A 17963-nucleotide genomic window follows, 5' to 3' on the forward strand; every position below is an offset into this window, starting at 1 on the left:
TTTATATTTTCGGACGCAAAATTAACAATAATGCTTGACATAATAAAAGTACACCACTGTAATTATTCGGTATTTTAGCTATTACCAAAAGTTATAAGCTATAAAATAAGATGAAAAACAAAGTATTGGCAAAAGCATTATCTTTGCAGCCGAAAATAAGAAACTATAATATTAAACAAGAACAATATGTTTACAAAAGAAAATCGCGCCAATACCATACACGGTATTCTGCTTATCGCACTATTCTCTTTCTCCGCATTCTACATCGCAGAAATTCCATTCGTAAAAAGTTTGTCATTCAGTCCGCTGATTGTAGGTATCTTCCTTGGTATGCTATATGCCAACAGTCTGAGAAACAAACTGCCTGAGACATGGGTACCTGGAATTAAGTTCTGCACCAAACAGATACTTCGTGCAGGTATAGTGCTCTATGGTTTCCGCCTTACACTTACACAAGTAGCAGCTGTAGGAATACCGGCAGTGGTTATAGACACAATAATAGTAGCCGGTACAATCTTCCTGGGAATATGGCTTGGCAAGCTACTGAAAATGGATGCAGATACATCGCTGATGACTGCTACAGGTAGTGCCATCTGTGGTGCAGCTGCTGTATTAGGAGCCGAACCGGTAGTGAAATGCGAAGGTCATAAAACAGCTATCGCAGTATCTACAGTGGTTATTTTCGGAACTATATCAATGTTCCTCTACCCTATCATGTACCGTTCAGGAATGCTTGATGCGCTGGGAGATACCGGCGTGGCAATATATACAGGAAGTACCCTTCACGAAGTGGCTCACGTGGCAGGAGCCGGAAATGCCATGGACCCTACAGACTCATTGGGAATAGCCGGTACAGCCACTATCACAAAAATGATACGCGTAATGATGCTTGCTCCGGTACTTGTTATAATGGGTATCGCCCTTTCAGGACGTAAGACCAAGGACGAAAACGGTAAAACACAGAAAAGTAAAATCACAATTCCTTGGTTTGCATTCGGTTTCATCGGTATAATCTGTCTCAACTCACTTCTTCAGTATCTTCTTGGTGTAGACAGCGTAAAAGAAATACCTCTGAATGGCGCTATTGAATATATTGACACATTCATGCTCACAATGGCTATGACAGCACTGGGAACAGACACAAGCATTGACAAGTTCAAACAGGCAGGCGCAAAACCATTCGTTCTTGCCGGACTGCTTTATATCTGGCTCGTAGGCGGAGGATACCTGATTACAAAATATCTTGTTCCTATATTGGGATAATAACATGACAAAAAAATATTATACAGACAATATTACATGACAAAAATGTCAGCTATAATACTTTTATTTGATTTACATCAATAAAAAGCTATAAAAATTGAAAAACATGTCGCATAACATATTTTGTGAAAAAAAAGGCCTTATCTTTGCAGTGTAATTAAAGACCGACAGGTCCTAAACTTAACTAAACACATAAATAATTTTAAGGTAAATAGGTAAAATGATTAAGGTAAAAATCGAAGGCCAGCCGTGAGGTTCGCCCGAGAGAAAAGAAAAGTTATTATTAACTTAAAGAAGAAAGGATAACATTATGAAAAAGGTAAAAAGTATTTTTAACAAGATTGCCAATGCAGACCCAATGATTTGGGGTTATGTAATGTTGAACGACAACATGGCAAACAGAAAGTAAAAAGTTTCGGGTCACAACGACCCTAGTAATTTGAAAATTATGACCGTGAGGTCTGGAAATAAAGAAAAGCGTCTGTATTAATTTACAGGCGCTTTTTTACATATCAATAAATGACACAACCAATTATTATCACAACTTTAAAATTTAATTACTATATTCGCATTCAGAACAAGAAAATATAAAGAAACTTACCGTCCCCAAAATGACTACATCAGGTATAGACACAAGCAACGAAGAGTTCCAAAATGCATTAAAGCTAATCCAATATACCCATCAGTCCGTTTTTCTCACAGGAAAAGCCGGAACAGGAAAATCTACTTTCCTGAAATATATCTGCCAGAATACAAAGAAGAAATATGTAGTCCTGGCACCTACAGGCATTGCTGCCATTAATGCAGGAGGAAGTACAATGCACAGTTTTTTCAAACTCCCGTTTCATCCTTTGCTTCCTGATGACCCAAAATTCAAAGGTGGCAGACTTCATGAGTCGTTGAAATATACTTCCAATCACAGAAAACTCCTGAAAAGTCTGGAACTTATCATAATAGACGAAATTTCAATGGTCAGGGCGGATATCATCGATTTCATTGACAAGATTCTAAGAGTATATTCCGGTAACATGCGCGAACCTTTCGGAGGAAAACAGCTATTGCTCGTTGGAGATGTCTTTCAGCTGGAACCTGTTGTGAAAAGTGATGAAAAAGAGATACTCAGCAAGTTCTATCCTAACCCATATTTCTTCTCGGCAAATGTATTCCGCCAGATGGAGTTGGTATCAATAGAACTGAAAAAAGTGTACCGACAAACAGACAAGGCGTTTGTAGGTATACTGGACCATATACGCAACAATACAGCACGTGCAGCCGACCTGCAACTCCTTAATACCCGTTTCAACGCCCCCATATCAAAAAACGAAAACGATATGTACATCACTCTTGCTACCAGAAGGGACAGCGTAGATTACATAAACGAAAGAAAACTTGACGAGATAGACAGTCCCCCAGTTGTTTTAAAAGGCGAGATAAAAGGCGAATTTCCGGAAAGCAGCCTTCCTACCAACATGGAACTGACCGTAAAAAAAGGAGCTCAGATAATTTTCATAAAGAACGATATGGAAAAACGCTGGGTAAATGGCACATTGGGTACAATTACAGGATTCGTAGCCGACGGAAGCATTAGCATCACAACCGAAGAAGGAAGGGAATTCTATGTAGAGCAGGAAAGCTGGAGCAACATACGATACCACTACAACGAACAGGAAAAGAAAATAGAAGAAGAGGAACTCGGGACATTCAAGCAGTTTCCCATCAAACTGGCATGGGCTATTACTGTACATAAAAGTCAGGGACTTACATTCAACCGCGTAATTATAGATTTCACCGTAGGAGTATTCGCCGGCGGACAAACATACGTAGCTCTAAGCCGGTGTACATCGCTCGAAGGAATCCAGTTGAAAAAGGAAATAGCCCGTACAGACATATTCGTAAAGCCTGAGATAACAGAATTTGCCCAAAGGTTCAACGACAGCATGTCTATAGACAGAGCGATGAAAAAAGCACAGGCAGACATTGAATACGAAAATGCGGTTAAAGAATTCGACAAAGGTCATTTTGCGGAATTCCTTGACAGCTTTTTCAAAGCCATACATAGCCGATACGACATAGAGAAACCTCTTATACAGAGATTTATACGAAAGAAGCTTGGCATAATAAACAAACTGAAGGAAGAAAACAAGTCGCTCAAAGAAGAACTCCGCAAACAAAAGGAGAACCTGAAGAAATATGCCCACGAATACTATCTGATGGGAAATGAATGTATCACGAAAGCTAAAGATACCAGAGCCGCACACGCCAATTTCGACAAGGCCATAGAGCTGTACCCTGAATTTGTGGACGCATGGGTAAGAAAAGGAGTAACATATTTCGACGAGGACAACATAGAAGAAGCAGAAAGATGCCTCAACCATGCACTACAGATACAGCCAAACAATTTCAAAGCCATCTACAACCGTGGCAAGCTCAGACTATTCACCGGCAGGACAGAGGAAGCAATCTCCGATCTGGACAGAGCCACAAGCCTGAAACCGGAGAATGCGGGAGCACATCAGTTCTTCGGCGAAGCACTTGAGGCTGCCGGCATGGAATACGAAGCAGAAATACAATACAGGATAGCAGAAGAATTAAGAAAGAAACACAAATAATAATATTTCTCAATATTTTTTATTATTTTTGCAAATATTCAGATTTTAAAGAAACATTATGGGGACATTAATAAAGCTGTACAGTAAAAACAACAGCATTGACACTCTGCAGACTATAGCAGACACGCTTAACGATGGAGGAATAATAATCTATCCCACCGATACGATGTATGCCATAGGCTGTCATGCACTGAAAGAACGTCCGATAGAACGCATCTGCAAACTAAAAAAAATAGATTCTCGTAAACATCATCTGTCAATTATTTGTTATGACTTAAGTAACATAAGCGAATATGCCAAAGTCAGCAACACGACTTTCAAGCTTATGAAGCGGAATCTGCCCGGTCCCTTCACATTTATTTTGAAGGCCGACAGCCGTCTGCCGAAAATATTCAGAAACAGAAAGGAAGTAGGTATACGTGTACCTGACAACGATATAATCAGGGAAATATGCCGTATGATAGACGCCCCAATCCTGTCTACCACACTTCCGCTGGAAGAAAATGAAGATCCAGAATATGTTACCGACCCGGAACTGATATTCGAAAAATTCGGCAACGATACTGACATCGTTATAGATGGAGGTATAGGAGGTCTGGATCCATCCACTGTTATAAACTGCATTGAAGATGAGCCGGAAATAATACGCCAAGGGAAAGGTATATTGGACGAATAATTTTTAAACAAATAAATAATTAATTATGCTACTTACATTATTAAACATTGCATCAAACGTTACATCGAAAATTAACCTTGAGGCTGTATTGGACAAACTTGTCGGCTGGGGAATTGAAACAGGTAAAAACATTATCGGAGCAATACTGATATATGTCATCGGACGTTTCCTGATTAAACAAATAGGAAAACTGCTGACTAAATTCCTTGAGAAACGCAAATTGGAGGTGAGTGTAAAGACTTTCTTAAAGAGTCTTCTCAGTATCACTCTTAACCTTATTCTTGCTTTTGCTGTTATAGCCCGTCTTGGCGTTGAAACCACAAGCTTCGCTGCAATTCTTGCCTCTGCCGGTGTTGCCATCGGTATGGCACTTTCAGGCAACCTTTCAAACTTTGCAGGCGGACTTATCATTCTGGTGTTCAAGCCATTTAAGGTTGGCGATTTCATCGACGGTCCGGAAGCAAGCGGTACAGTAAAGGAAATACAGATATTCCACACTATTTTGGCTACAGTTGACAACAAAATAATTTATGTTCCAAACGGCTCAATGAGCAGCAACGTAGTAGTAAACTACAGCAAGCAGGACACACGCCGTGCCGAATGGGTTATTGGAGTTGAATATGGTGAGGACTACGAAAAGGTAAAAGCTGTAATAGAACGTATAATCAATGAAGATGATAGAATACTTAAAGACCCTGCTCCATTCATCGGTCTTGGTTCTCTTTCAGCAAGCAGTGTTGATATAAAGGTACGCGCATGGGCATCTACAGCCAACTATTGGGATGTATACTTCGACTTCAACAAGAAAGTTTACGAAACATTCAACAAAGAAGGAATCGGTTTCCCATTCCCACAACTCACTGTACATCAGGCTAAAGACTAATAACATTAATCTTATAAAAACTAATAGCCCGGGAATACGTTGTAAATGCGTATTTCCGGGTTATTTTATATATAAATTTCCTTCACATCCTGCACAATATCCACATCCTGCACGAAATGTACACATAAATTAGGCTAAAACCGTAATTTACATTATCTTTGCAATACCCAACTAATTGATAATCATGTACAAATACACCGAAATAGAAAATATCAGACTATCCAACGGAAAGACCATCAAAGAAGTAAACGAAGAAGTACGTAAAGAAGTTGAGCGCATTTACTTGGAAGGATGGGCTAAAGGTATTTCCATACCGTTTAAAGACGAGAAAGGAAACATTTATTTAGCCAATCCAGATGGAAGCGAAGACTTGGTAGAGTTTAATCGTAATGAAAGAAGCTACAAAATAATATCACGTGTCGCACAAGCAGGACATGGAAAATACGCTTACCTTCTAAACAGATAGATTAATAATTCTCTACCTTTTATTTTTTAGACTCAGAAACAAAACGGAAACCGTCTATAAAATTATCCGTAAGATTCTTCTTCTCTGATATTTCATGCTGAAGCCTGTTAATAGAAGTTTTAAAGAAGAAATCAATAAGAAATTCATCAGTACGTTCCTTCTTAATATATTTTAAAGCTGCAATATATTCTTCTCTATGACTGTTAGGTATTATCAGCAATGGCTGTCCCATTTTGAGAAGAATAAAATTTGACATAAGCCTTCCCAAACGTCCGTTACCATCGCGGAACGGATGAAGATACTCATAAAAACCATGGAACTTTGCGGCTATAACCATAGGATGCACCTCACCGCTATCTATAGCACTCTGCGTGCTTTCAAGAAGACGTGGAACCTGCCTTATCAGTTTTTCATGTTCACCGAATATTGTATCACCGGCACACATATCGACAGTGGTATATTCTCCTGGCTTACTCGGAACTTCATCATTCCTTGTTTTATACTCTAAAGTATGCTCCGTCAACAGTCTGTGAGTCTCTTTCAGCAGTTTCTCGGTAAGCGGTTTATCCAAATTATTCAACAAATATTCGTATGCCTGGAAATGGTCGAGAATCTCAAAAGCTTCGAAAAGAGTCTTTCCATGAGGAATCATACCCAATCCTTTCTCCTTCAAAGTACGGGTTTCATCTACAGAGAAACTATTGCCCTCTATGGCACAACTATGTGCTGAAAACAGGATTTCATTATATTCCATGAAATCGGATTTACTGAATCCATCGGCAACTATTTCTTTATATTCTGCTACCAATGAATCATATCGTGGAATCAATTCTTCGTACATAGGAAATTGCGGGTTATGAATTTATACAAATCAAGTTTCATATTTCCACAAAGATAGTGCAAAGCGAATGAAGTACAAAGCGAAAACATTGTTTTAAACCAATAGAGCAAATTAATTGCAAATGCTTTGCAATTAATTTGCAAGTCTTTTTCTATGACAAATCCTTCTCCCTGCACTTATAGAAGAAATAATCCAGTATGAATCGAGCATTCTTCCTTACCAGCTCTTTACCGTGTTCCAGTCCTTGGGTGCTATTCAAGGCTGCATCCTTCAAGTATCCTCTATCAAGAAGTTCGCATGCTGTTTCGTATGGTATCAATCGGCTATTCGTCAGGAAATTAAATGCATTCTTTTCTGCTTTTTCCTTATTATAATAAGGATTATCTGGAGAAGCGATACAGTCACAATAGTTACGCACAACAGATATTCCCTGTTTAGGTGTAATACACAGCATCAATACGTCATTTCCCGTATCAGGAATTTTCAGTCCTTGAGCTATTTTATATTTCATCTTATTTGAAATGAAATCGTTCACCTCTTCTTTTCCTTTCAGGAATACAAAATGTTTTCCTTTAGTTGCCGCAACGAAGTCATCGTATGCCGCCTTTTTGTTAGTATCCGATAAATCATTCTTAATGTCATCAAGTTTCGGAATATCTTTAGTGCTATAAATATTCATAGCTCCATTGTGTTGCCAATACTTTCCAAACTTGAACAGAGTTGTTGTAACTACCGTATCACCCGGTATTAACTTTGGAGCGTTCAGTTCAATAGAATCTTTTGTTACTTTATACGTTTCCTCCTTGTCAGAAAATTCCTTGAACACATAATAATCATCAGTGTCGTCCGTCACCAGATATAATGCTTCCAACCTGCTGTCAACGTCCATATATGGAGCATCAACAGGATTCACAGCCTGTTCCTCAAAAAGAAGTTTCAGATAATCAGGGGCGGTAATGGAAAGAAGAGGTGTCCTGCCCGACAATATGGCGTTCATCTTAAAGGAATATATCATCAAATCCATCGTACGGTCATCAAGTTCCTTACGCTTCCCCAATTCCTCCATCTGCTCGGACAGGCTATCCAAATAACATTCATAACAGCCCATGTTGATATATGAATTAAAATAGAACCACTCCACTTTACTTCTGTATTCAAGGAAATCATCCTCTGTCAAATAAGAGAAATCAAAGAAATCCTGAAGTCTTTCATTTACCGGAGCTGTCTCGAATTCCTCGTCGAAGATATCGTATATTTCATTTGCCAATGCCAGAATACCGGTATTCTCAGGATTATAGATTTTCTCCCCTATTTTATCTTTCTGAAAGCAATGCCACAGAATGAAGCGTACGTCTTCCACATTTATTTCGTCGGGATAATAATCTTCGCCCGTTTCATAGAAAGGCAATCGGCTGCCATACCGTTTTTCGCACTGCGAAGTGAATACCTGCCAGACACCGGTCTGCGAAATAATGTCTTCAAACCATCCGACAAGAAATATCGCCGTGTCTTCGTAAACCTCGTCTTCCGGCTCTGTTTCTCCCTCCATTATGTCATAATCATATAGAACTTCAATTATTCTGTTTACCAATTTACAGTAATAATTGTCTGTTGCATCGGTTTTTGTATATGGATGCATAGACACCCATTCTCTAGGATAAATTTTTCTCATTATTACCAGTTTTTGATTATATTCAATAAATATCACGCCAATACCTCATTCACAATCTGCAACATCTTTTTGTTGTTAACCTGTGTTCTGAAATGTACAGTATAACCTTGCGAAGAAAGATTGTCGAAAAACACCTTGGCGCATTCAATCTTAAGATTTTCCAATCCACGGGTTCCGGTCATATTGTCAACATCTTTAGACTCCACTACTATGTTCAGTTCCTTTTCACCATTTTTCTTTTTTACCACATACATAAAGTCTGGGCTATAAGTACCTCCTGCCACGGTAGGAATAGCTATACTGTTTCGCGGAATCTTGCCATAGACAACAACCTCGGCTATGTCGGCATTTATATTTTCCAGTTCCAACGGAGAATCAAACGCTTTAGTGTCATACAGATATTTTGCCATAGGCTCTCCTTCTACTACCTTCGTGCCTATCCTGCCTTGAGCAATTTCATTTCTTACTGTGCCATCACTGTAAGTCAATGCCGTCGCTCCGATATTTCCGCCAGTCTTTTTATATTTGAAATGCCCCATCAGATTTTCCGCCTTCCATTCGGCAAATTTATTGATTATAATCCCTGCCGACTGCTCGTTAAAGAAAGAGTTCTTCAGTCTGCCGTGCTTTTCAACATAATTGTTTATTGCACTGTGCAACACAGGTATAGGAATATTTGTAGCCAATGAAATACGTTTCAGGAATATACCGTATGGCAGTGAGTTCTTTATCGTATATTGTACTCCTCCATCCATAAGGAGAGACATCTGTTCGCCGTCACTCTTCACCACGTCCCTGTGACTCGTGATGACCTGCTCGGAGAAAACACATTCCGACTCTAAAATATATGTCAGAGCATCCCGGATTTTAGAATTTAGTTCTTCTTCATACCAGATGGTATATCGCCTGTTCAGAATACTCCACAATTCGCTGATTTCCTCAAAACGAGCTTTTCGTATTCCCACAGGCTTGTTTTTCAACTTATTATTATCCTTAATCTTGTCAGATACAACTCCCGAACGGAACAACGGATATTCATCAAAGAATTTTACCCTGTTTTCAGGAACAATGGAAAGCATATCCGAATCATCGGGATCCAAATATCTTTTTGTCAGAAGTTCTGCTATAAGGTCTCTCTTGTCCACTCCCATTTTTGCGGCTATCGTACCAATATGTCTGAATGAGATAAATACAGTTTCAGGAACCTCGCTGTTAATTTGCTCTACTAATTTGTCGGCAAAATCAGCTTCAGTGAAATCCACAATATAATTAAGCATGAAATCCTCATTTGAGATTCTGTTGCCACACTCATCAACCGGGAGACGCAATCCACGGCCTACCTCCTGAAGCTTTGAGTTGTCACTTCCGCTGGAACGTAGTTTGGCTATGGTGAATACGTTGGGATTGTCCCACCCTTCCTTTAGCGTCCATTTGGAAAAGAGAAATCTTCGCAATATATAATTACCGTCTTTATCCCTGAAAGAAAGAAGCTGTTTCTTACCGTTAAGGATATCGTCCACCTCGCGTGCTATATCCTCGTCCGAAGAGCTGTTGTCCTGCGCAAAATACCCTGCATGACAGGCTTTTATATCACTAAGGCTTGCTTCCAGATAATCCCTATATTCTTGTTCGCTGTCGCTCAGTACGGCTATAGTTTCTTCAAGCTTTTCTTTCAGCAACCGTTCGAAAGTTTGCAGCAGATAAGGTTTCTTGCCATCGGAACTTTCTCTATACGAAGTTATATCGTCAATAAAAAACAGGGCCAAAGTCTTGATTTTGAACTTCCTTCCGCTAAAATTTGAACGTTCGGTTTCAAAATGCCTTTCCAGTGCAAGACGGAGCATCTGCTCCTGATATGAATTCATGTATATGTCCACATCTATCTCCTCTCCCACATTCTTCGTCAATCCATTGGAGAGTTCTATACAGTTTCTGTCTATGGTTTCTATCATGATGCCGCTGAACTCTTCCGCCATTACGGACAGCGAATCACCGACATGCAGATGAAACGTACGTGTAGGCTTGTCAGCACTCCTATAATGGAAGGTAGCCACATCATTTTTCACTGCGGACAACAGTTTCACCTTTTCATTCTTCTTTGAGACAGGCTCGAAATGCTCCTTTGCAACCCCCTTTATCAGTCCCTGATTGAATGCCTGGCAGGCGTTAAGGTCATAAAGCAGGTTTTTATATTCCTGAATAGCCCTCTTGGTCTTACCTTTACCAATAGTAATTTCCGGGAAAGTGGCACCAAAACGTATTATACACTGTGGTGCAAGCTCATCCATTATCACACCGAAGGCTTTCTGTTCGCGCGAAAACTTGTGCGGTTCGTCTATTATGACAAACGGCCTTGTGGCACGCAGAGCATTAAAAGGACGATAAAAGCCCTCTACAACCGTTCCGTAATCATCACGGCTAAGCATATAACCTTTAGCCACTTTCAGCAGCTGCATATTAACCAGAAGAACATATATCTTGTTGGAATTGCGGCTTGAGCCTTTCACAAACTCGCTTACAGCCGTAGGGAAATACTGCCTTCCCTTTTTCTTGCTCTTCGCAGGTTCCAGTGTGAGCAATTCTATTTCAGCGTCATATCCGCAAACATCGCGAAAATGACGTTTCACTGCATAATCTCCCATAAACTGCCTTGCTCCTGCCTTTATGGGAAGTGTAGGCACAGCCACTATGAATTTGTTGATACCGTAACGTTTGTGCAGTTCGTACATGGCATGGGTATATACATACGTCTTTCCCGTACCTGTCTCCATTTTTATATCCAGATTCAGACACTTACTGTCATAGCTGTATCCCTTGTATTCCACAGACAACCCATTGGCATCCTGAATATTCTTTATATTTGCTCCTACACCATCTATATATGTAGTTATCTGCGGATTGGCATAATATACTGATGGCGGCTCTATAGTGGTCTTATGAAATACATCGGCTATAGCGTCCACGGCTTTCTGCTGATGTGGCAACGATGGTTGAAGTATAAGTTCCATATATATTTATGTCAATAACGGATATCAAAATTAATACGCATATTCTTTTCCCCAGCCTGAACTGTCTGCATATTGTCTTTCAGTCCCTGCTGCTCGTTCCAGGTCAGAGCATAGCCATATACCACTATATTCTGCGGATTGAATTCAGCTTCTGTCTGATATTTATCAAGCAGTCCTCCTACGGCCCCGTTCGTAAGTCCGGGATTGATGATATACAGGTGGTTAGGCATACGGTAAACCTCATACCCGTCGAAATCGAGTGTTTCTATCTCCGGAGTAAGTCCGTAACCGTCCCTTACGAGCCATGTGGCAAGAATAGCAGGTACACCGAACTCATCAACAAGCGTTTTGTCGCCAAATATATATTTCGGGTCATAGTTTTCTATTTTTTCCACTGCTATGTCAGATGGCTCTTGCAGAGTATAATGCTTGAATCCCAAATCGCCGTGGAACAGAGGATTTTCCTGTTTTATCTTGTTGGCGGCACGCTTGATGCGCTCAAAACCTACATAATCATAAGTTGTAGGATATCCTAATTCTTGTAACCAATTTATTGTTTCCTGAATTTGCCTTTTCTTCCCTGCATCACAATTTCTTAAACGTTCATTGAGTTCAAAAGGTAATTGAACAACTATAAAATGACAGTTATTCCCTTGTGAGTTTATATTGAAAACAGCCTCTGCCGTTGTTGCACTTCCACCAAAAAAATCTAAGACAAAGCAATCATCAACATTTGCAAAATCCAGAATCATTTTAATATACTCAACAGGCTTAGGATAATCAGCAAAATTGCCATCCAGAAGTGCATTAACTTCTTGAGTACCATTTTGATTATTTATTGTTCTTTCAAGCCAAATTGTTTTACGTTTTCTTGAACGTTCGACTCCATCATTTTCGAGAAAATCTTTAACATCAATATCAAATTCTCCTCTCCTTGATACATATCTAGGTACAAGACGTTCTAATTCATTTCTACACTTATCAAGCCCCCACATCCAACGTCCATCTCTACCATCTGATTTCTTAGGTAAAACACATTCCCATCCATCTTTTTTATCTAAAGAAACTTGTAAAGTTTTTGGCTCAACATAAATAGGGAAATACATATCTGGACGATCAGTTCTTAATGACGCTACTCCGCGTTGCCTTAATCCTAACAATCTATATTTCCTACCATCTATTTCCCTAAATGAATACTCTTTACGTTGTTCTTCAGTAAGTTCCGCACCTTTTAATTTTGCTTTTAAAAAATTTCTAGAATAACACAGCAAATAGTCATGTACAGTTGCAACAAAAGTATCCGACTGTCTTCCACGAGGATTAGACTGAACACAAATTTGTGCCACCATATTCTCTTCCCCAAACACATCATCACACAACAACTTCAGATTACTCTGTTCATTATCATCTATGGATATAAAAATCACACCGTCGTCAGAGAGCAAGTCTCTGGCAAGCACAAGGCGAGGAAGCATGAACATCAGCCATGCAGAATGAGTGGCCGAGCCACGACGTGTCAAATCAAGAATTCTAATCGCCTGTTCCTCAGAAATACTAAGTTTGGAAGACAGTTCTTCGGGAGTAAACTTGAAAGAATCGTTATATACAAAACCGTCGGAACCGGTGTTGTACGGAGGGTCTATGTAAATGCACTTTATGCGTCCGGCATAAGATTTCAGCAGGTGCTTCAACGCATCTATATTGTCACCGCTGATATATACGTTTTTGCTGTCCTTGTTCTCGGGCATGCTGTTATGTTCCTCATCCGGTACAACAACAGTTGTAGTATCAAGCGAAGCCAACAGTCTGGCATAATTTTTACCCAAGAAACGAAGTTCATACCCCTCATCCGTCACATTTATCTTGTCTTTCAGATATTCTTTAAAACGTTCTATATCGAAAGAACCGTCGGCATGGAAGCATGCTGGAAAATTTTCCCTCAGCACTTCCACTTCTTTAGCTCCGAGGGTGACATTATTATTCTTTTCAGTTATATCCTTTATCATTATTCATTTGAGTTATTATGCGACAAAATTAATATTTTTTTCACATATCTGTCCACCATATAACTTAACCTAGCATCAATCCTCATTAAGTTCCTCAAAGAAACCTTCCAATCCGCCTTCTATCTGCTTACCCCAATCCTCTATCTGTTTTGAAAAATCTTTCAAGGCGTTTTTGGTCATTTTTGCATAAATCCTGCCTTTCAGCTTTCCTATCTCCTTCAGTTCGTCATCGGTAAACTCGTATTTCGACATTTCCTCTTCAATCTTCTCATACTCAGAAGCTATCTTTTCCCAATCTTCTTCCGTAAATTCATCATATCTGTCTTCCACCTCTTCAACCAATGATTCCAGATGTTCTATCGGAGTTTTTGAGGTCTCGCATGACGAGAAACACAACGAAAAAGCTATTGCAGCTAAAAATACATTTAATTTGTTCATAGTTATCGTTTTATTTAGTTCTTAATATACATAGGCATATTCACTGTTCCTGCATTCTTCAGCACTCCGTCTTTCACGAGTTCTTTAAGAGTACGCAAGGCTTTAGACTTGTTGAAACCTGTAAGTTTTTCAAAATCTATACGGCGCAGAAACTGGTTATCGGCAAAATATCTGTCCAGCGCAACCATTATTTCCGACTGTTCCATGTTCTTGGAATGGCGAGAATCGTCTATGTCATGTTCAAAATGCACACATTCCAGTTTATCAAGCAGTTCTTTCTCTGGAACAAATCTGATACCTTTTACACTAATATCGTTTGAAGATACATATTTAGGAGATACATTGGGATCGCATTTAAGACTGAGACTGAAATGACCGAGACCTTCAAGATGAACGGAATATCCATCTTTAAAAGCATCATACAGCTCGTCTCTTAAAGCCGTCAGCACAGCCCACACATCCGATTCTGTAAGGGTACATTTCCTGTTTATGCTCTGACTTATGTTTCTTGTATTTATAACTCCTCGTGTAATTACCTTAGCATGTATCCCGGAAGAGGTAACTCCTTCATTTTCAGGATTGTTATACAAATCAAATTTTATTGGCATACTTATATTCTTTTTAAAATTAATATTATTCAAACATAAATTTCCCATCAAAGATATCGTTACACGTAGGTGTAACGCGTGTAACACGAACGTGCAACACTCGGAACACGAACGAATCACACGCGGAACACGAACGTGTAACGGTAAATATGGCAAGAAATCCTGACATAAAAAAGGAATCAGAAAATAAAAATTTATCCACATAGGATAATTAACAATTAATAACAAGAGAGGGAGGAATTTTTCATTACCTTTGTTCTTAAGTCTAAACTATACATTTTTTCTTATGCAAAACAGTGACAGCATCATCATAATTCCTACTTACAACGAGAAGGAAAACATCGAGAATATAATCCGTGCCGTGTTCGGACTGGAGAAGTTCTTCCATATCCTTATTATCGAAGACAACTCGCCGGACGGAACAGCAGACATAGTGAGAAGACTGCAGAAAGAATTTCCGGAAAGGCTTTTCATGATTGAAAGAAAAGGCAAACTGGGTCTTGGAACTGCATATATAACCGGTTTCAAATGGGCCATAGAGAAGAAGTACGACTATATTTTCGAGATGGATGCTGACTTCAGTCATAACCCTAACGACTTGCCAAGACTATATAAGGCTTGTCACGAGGATGGCGGAGATGTTTCTATCGGTTCAAGATACATCAGCGGAGTGAATGTAGTGAACTGGCCTATGGGCAGAGTATTGATGTCGTACTTCGCATCGAAATATGTGAGATTTATCACCGGAATACCTGTTCACGACACAACTGCCGGATTCAAGTGCTACAGACGTGAAGTACTTGAAACCATCGATCTGGATAAAATCCGGTTCAAGGGTTATGCGTTCCAGATTGAAATGAAGTTCACTGCCTACAAATGCGGATTCAAGATTATAGAAGTGCCGGTGATATTCATCAACCGCGAACTGGGAACTTCGAAGATGAACAGCAGCATATTCGGCGAGGCTGTATTCGGAGTTATCAAACTGAAACTGGACAGTTGGTTCAAGAAATATCCTAAGAGAAAAGGTTGTTAGTTTTTAGTTATTAGTTTTTAGAATAAGATGAAAAGAATTTGGATAAAGAATGCTGTCATCGTGAACGAAGGCAGACAGTTTAAAGGCTCGGTTGTGACTGAGGATGAAACAATATACAGAATTATCGAAGGCGATGCTGCGCCTGAATGTGATATAAACGAGACTATTGATGCGGAAGGTTGCTTCCTGCTGCCGGGAGTGATAGACGACCATGTGCATTTCCGCGATCCGGGACTTACTCACAAGGCTGATATGGCTACAGAAACCGCTGCGGCTACTGCCGGCGGTGTGACTTCGTTCATGGATATGCCTAACTGCAATCCGCAGACCACTACCATCGAGGCTCTGGAAAACAAGTTTGCCGATGCCGCTACCAAGTGCGTGGTGAACTATTCTTTCTATTTCGGGGCAACGAACAATAATGCCGACCAGCTTAAAAATCTTGACAAGACTCACGTTTGCGGCGTGAAACTGTTTATGGGCGCAAGTACAGGCAACATGCTTGTGGACCGCATGGAAGCTCTGAAGAAAATATTCTCCGAAGCAGGAATGCTGATTGCCACTCACTGTGAGGATCAGACCGTAATTAGCCGCAACACAGCCGAAGTAAAAGAAAAGTATGGCGAAGATGCTGACATTTCTCTTCATCCGATAATCCGCAGCGAGGAAGCTTGTTATAACTCATCATCGCTTGCAGTGAAATTGGCTAAGGAAACTGGAGCACGTCTTCATATCCTTCATGTAAGTACAGCCAAGGAACTGGAACTTTTCGAAGACAAACCTCTTTCTGAAAAGAAAATCACTTCGGAGGCTTGTGTCTCTCACCTTATGTTCTGCGATGAGGACTACAAGACTCTTGGCGGACGCATAAAATGTAATCCGAGCATCAAGACACGTGCTGATCGTGACGCTCTGAGAAAAGCACTAAGCAGTAATCTGATTGATGTGATAGGCACCGACCACGCCCCTCACCTTCTCTCTGAAAAACAGGGCGGTGCACTGAAGGCTGTATCGGGTATGCCTAGCCTGCAATTCTCATTGGTAAGTATTTACGAGCTTGTCAAGGAAGGCGTGCTGTCAGTGGAACAGCTTGTACAGAAAATGTGTCATGCTCCTGCCAAACTGTATCAGATTAAGGAAAGAGGATTTATCCGCGAAGGATATAAAGCAGATTTGGTGATACTAAATCCTAATCATGAATGGACTGTCACAACTGACTGTATAAAGAGCCGCTGCGGATGGAGCCCTATGGAGGGAAGAAACTTCCATGCCAAGGTTGAGAAAACTCTGGTAAACGGAACTGTGGTTTACGAAAATGATACCGTAAATACTGCCCACAGAGGTCAGGCACTGGTATTCGACAGATGATTGTAAAATTAGTTTTTAGTTCTTAGTTGTTAGTTCCATCCGAATGGCTCTAACAACTAAAAACTAATATCTAATAACTTATTAACTATTAATTTTTAATTATTAATTTCCCAAATGCATACAGACATCACCGTAAAAGAATACGACATACACGAACTGGCTGATTACATAAACTGGATTTACTTTTTCCACGCATGGGGATTTCAACCAAAATATTCGTCAATAGCCGATATTCATGGCTGTGACGGCTGCCGTGCAATGTGGCTTGTATCTTTCAAGGAAGATGAAAGGCCAAAGGCTTCCGAGGCGATGCAACTGCACAAGGAAGCGCAGAGAATGCTCAACAGCCTGGACGGACGCTTCAAGGTTTATGCCATGTACCGCCTGATGTACGCCAATTCGGACGGCGACAATCTGATAATGGAAGGAACAAGATTCCCGCTGTTAAGACAACAATCGAGGGTCAATGACTCTGACCCGTTTCTGTGTCTGAGCGATTTTGTAAGACCTGCCTCATCAGGAGTGACAGACACAGTGGGATGCTTTGCCACCACCATTGACCCGGAAATGGAAAAGGAATTTGAAGGCGATGACTATAAACTCATGCTATGCAAGACTTTGGCTGAAAGACTGGCCGAAGCGGCAGCAGAAAAGATTCATGAAACAATCAGAAAATCGGTCTGGGGGTATGCTCCTGACGAAAATCTGAGCATAAAGGAATTGCTTGACGAAAAGTATTGCGGAATACGTCCTGCCGTTGGCTATCCGTCACTTCCCGACATTTCGGTGAACTTTCTGCTTGATGATTTGTTGGATATGAAGCGTATCGGAATAACTCTGACTGAAAACGGTATGATGCACCCCCATGCTTCGGTGAGCGGACTGATGTTCGCGCATCCGCAGTCAAGATACTTCAGTGTTGGAAAAATAGATGAAGCGCAGCTTGCCGACTATGCTGAAAGGCGTGGTAAGACTGCCGACGAGATGAGAAAGTATCTGAGGGCGAATGTTGGGTAATCAGATATTAGTTTTTAGTTGTTGGTTTTCAGTTGTTAGCTGTTAGTTATTAATTTTTAATTATTAATTCTT

General features: G+C 40.2%; 14 protein-coding genes. 8 read left to right on the top strand and 6 right to left on the bottom strand.

Features of this window, described 5'->3' with window-relative positions:
• Positions 1-186 precede the first annotated feature (186 nt).
• The 5 genes from I6E24_RS00985 (at position 187) to I6E24_RS01005 (ending at position 5897) form a co-directional block, all read left to right on the top strand.
• Complete coding sequence (locus I6E24_RS00985) at positions 187-1263, top strand: YeiH family protein (protein WP_235325514.1); 1077 nt, start codon at positions 187-189, stop codon at positions 1261-1263.
• A 611-nt stretch (positions 1264-1874) separates the two neighbouring features.
• Positions 1875-3872, top strand: coding sequence for an AAA family ATPase (locus tag I6E24_RS00990; RefSeq protein ID WP_235325515.1), 1998 nt, complete (start codon positions 1875-1877; stop codon positions 3870-3872).
• A gap of 58 nt (positions 3873-3930) precedes the next feature.
• Positions 3931-4548, top strand: coding sequence for an L-threonylcarbamoyladenylate synthase (locus I6E24_RS00995; RefSeq protein ID WP_235325517.1), 618 nt, complete (start codon positions 3931-3933; stop codon positions 4546-4548).
• Between the two features lie 25 nt (positions 4549-4573).
• Positions 4574-5431 carry a mechanosensitive ion channel family protein gene (locus tag I6E24_RS01000; RefSeq protein ID WP_235325520.1) on the top strand — a complete coding sequence of 286 codons (858 nt, stop codon included), beginning with the start codon at positions 4574-4576 and terminating at the stop codon, positions 5429-5431.
• A 184-nt stretch (positions 5432-5615) separates the two neighbouring features.
• Positions 5616-5897, top strand: a complete 282-nt coding sequence (locus I6E24_RS01005; protein WP_235325522.1) for a xenobiotic reductase B — start codon at positions 5616-5618, stop codon at positions 5895-5897.
• A gap of 19 nt (positions 5898-5916) precedes the next feature.
• Here the strand turns inward: I6E24_RS01005 and I6E24_RS01010 are convergent, their stop codons facing one another.
• From I6E24_RS01010 to I6E24_RS01035, 6 genes are all read right to left on the bottom strand, one after another.
• Entirely contained in the window at positions 5917-6738 is an 822-nt protein-coding gene (locus tag I6E24_RS01010; RefSeq protein ID WP_235325524.1) for a Fic family protein, read from the bottom strand.
• 151 nt (positions 6739-6889) lie between these two features.
• A complete protein-coding gene (locus tag I6E24_RS01015) occupies positions 6890-8410 on the bottom strand; it encodes a DUF3843 family protein (protein WP_235325526.1) in 1521 nt (506 codons plus the stop codon).
• 32 nt (positions 8411-8442) lie between these two features.
• The gene (locus I6E24_RS01020) at positions 8443-11418 is read right to left on the bottom strand and encodes a type III restriction-modification system endonuclease (RefSeq protein ID WP_235325528.1); all 2976 of its coding nucleotides are present in this window, start codon (positions 11416-11418) and stop codon (positions 8443-8445) included.
• An 11-nt stretch (positions 11419-11429) separates the two neighbouring features.
• Positions 11430-13424 (bottom strand): site-specific DNA-methyltransferase, encoded by a 1995-nt coding sequence (locus I6E24_RS01025; RefSeq protein ID WP_235325530.1) that lies wholly within the window; start codon positions 13422-13424, stop codon positions 11430-11432.
• 75 nt (positions 13425-13499) lie between these two features.
• Positions 13500-13862 carry a hypothetical protein gene (locus tag I6E24_RS01030; protein WP_235325532.1) on the bottom strand — a complete coding sequence of 121 codons (363 nt, stop codon included), beginning with the start codon at positions 13860-13862 and terminating at the stop codon, positions 13500-13502.
• A gap of 14 nt (positions 13863-13876) precedes the next feature.
• Positions 13877-14470 carry an HU family DNA-binding protein gene (locus I6E24_RS01035; protein ID WP_235325534.1) on the bottom strand — a complete coding sequence of 198 codons (594 nt, stop codon included), beginning with the start codon at positions 14468-14470 and terminating at the stop codon, positions 13877-13879.
• Between the two features lie 286 nt (positions 14471-14756).
• Between I6E24_RS01035 and I6E24_RS01040 the strand changes: the two genes are divergently transcribed.
• From I6E24_RS01040 to I6E24_RS01050, 3 genes are all read left to right on the top strand, one after another.
• A complete protein-coding gene (locus tag I6E24_RS01040; protein WP_235325536.1) occupies positions 14757-15506 on the top strand; it encodes a polyprenol monophosphomannose synthase in 750 nt (249 codons plus the stop codon).
• A gap of 27 nt (positions 15507-15533) precedes the next feature.
• The gene (locus I6E24_RS01045) at positions 15534-16874 is read left to right on the top strand and encodes a dihydroorotase (protein ID WP_235325538.1); all 1341 of its coding nucleotides are present in this window, start codon (positions 15534-15536) and stop codon (positions 16872-16874) included.
• 114 nt (positions 16875-16988) lie between these two features.
• Entirely contained in the window at positions 16989-17891 is a 903-nt protein-coding gene (locus tag I6E24_RS01050) for a vitamin B12 dependent-methionine synthase activation domain-containing protein (protein ID WP_235325540.1), read from the top strand.
• Positions 17892-17963 lie beyond the last annotated feature (72 nt).

It is taken from the genome of Bacteroides caecigallinarum (genome assembly GCF_021530995.1).
Classification (GTDB): Bacteria; Bacteroidota; Bacteroidia; order Bacteroidales; family Bacteroidaceae; genus Phocaeicola; species Phocaeicola faecigallinarum.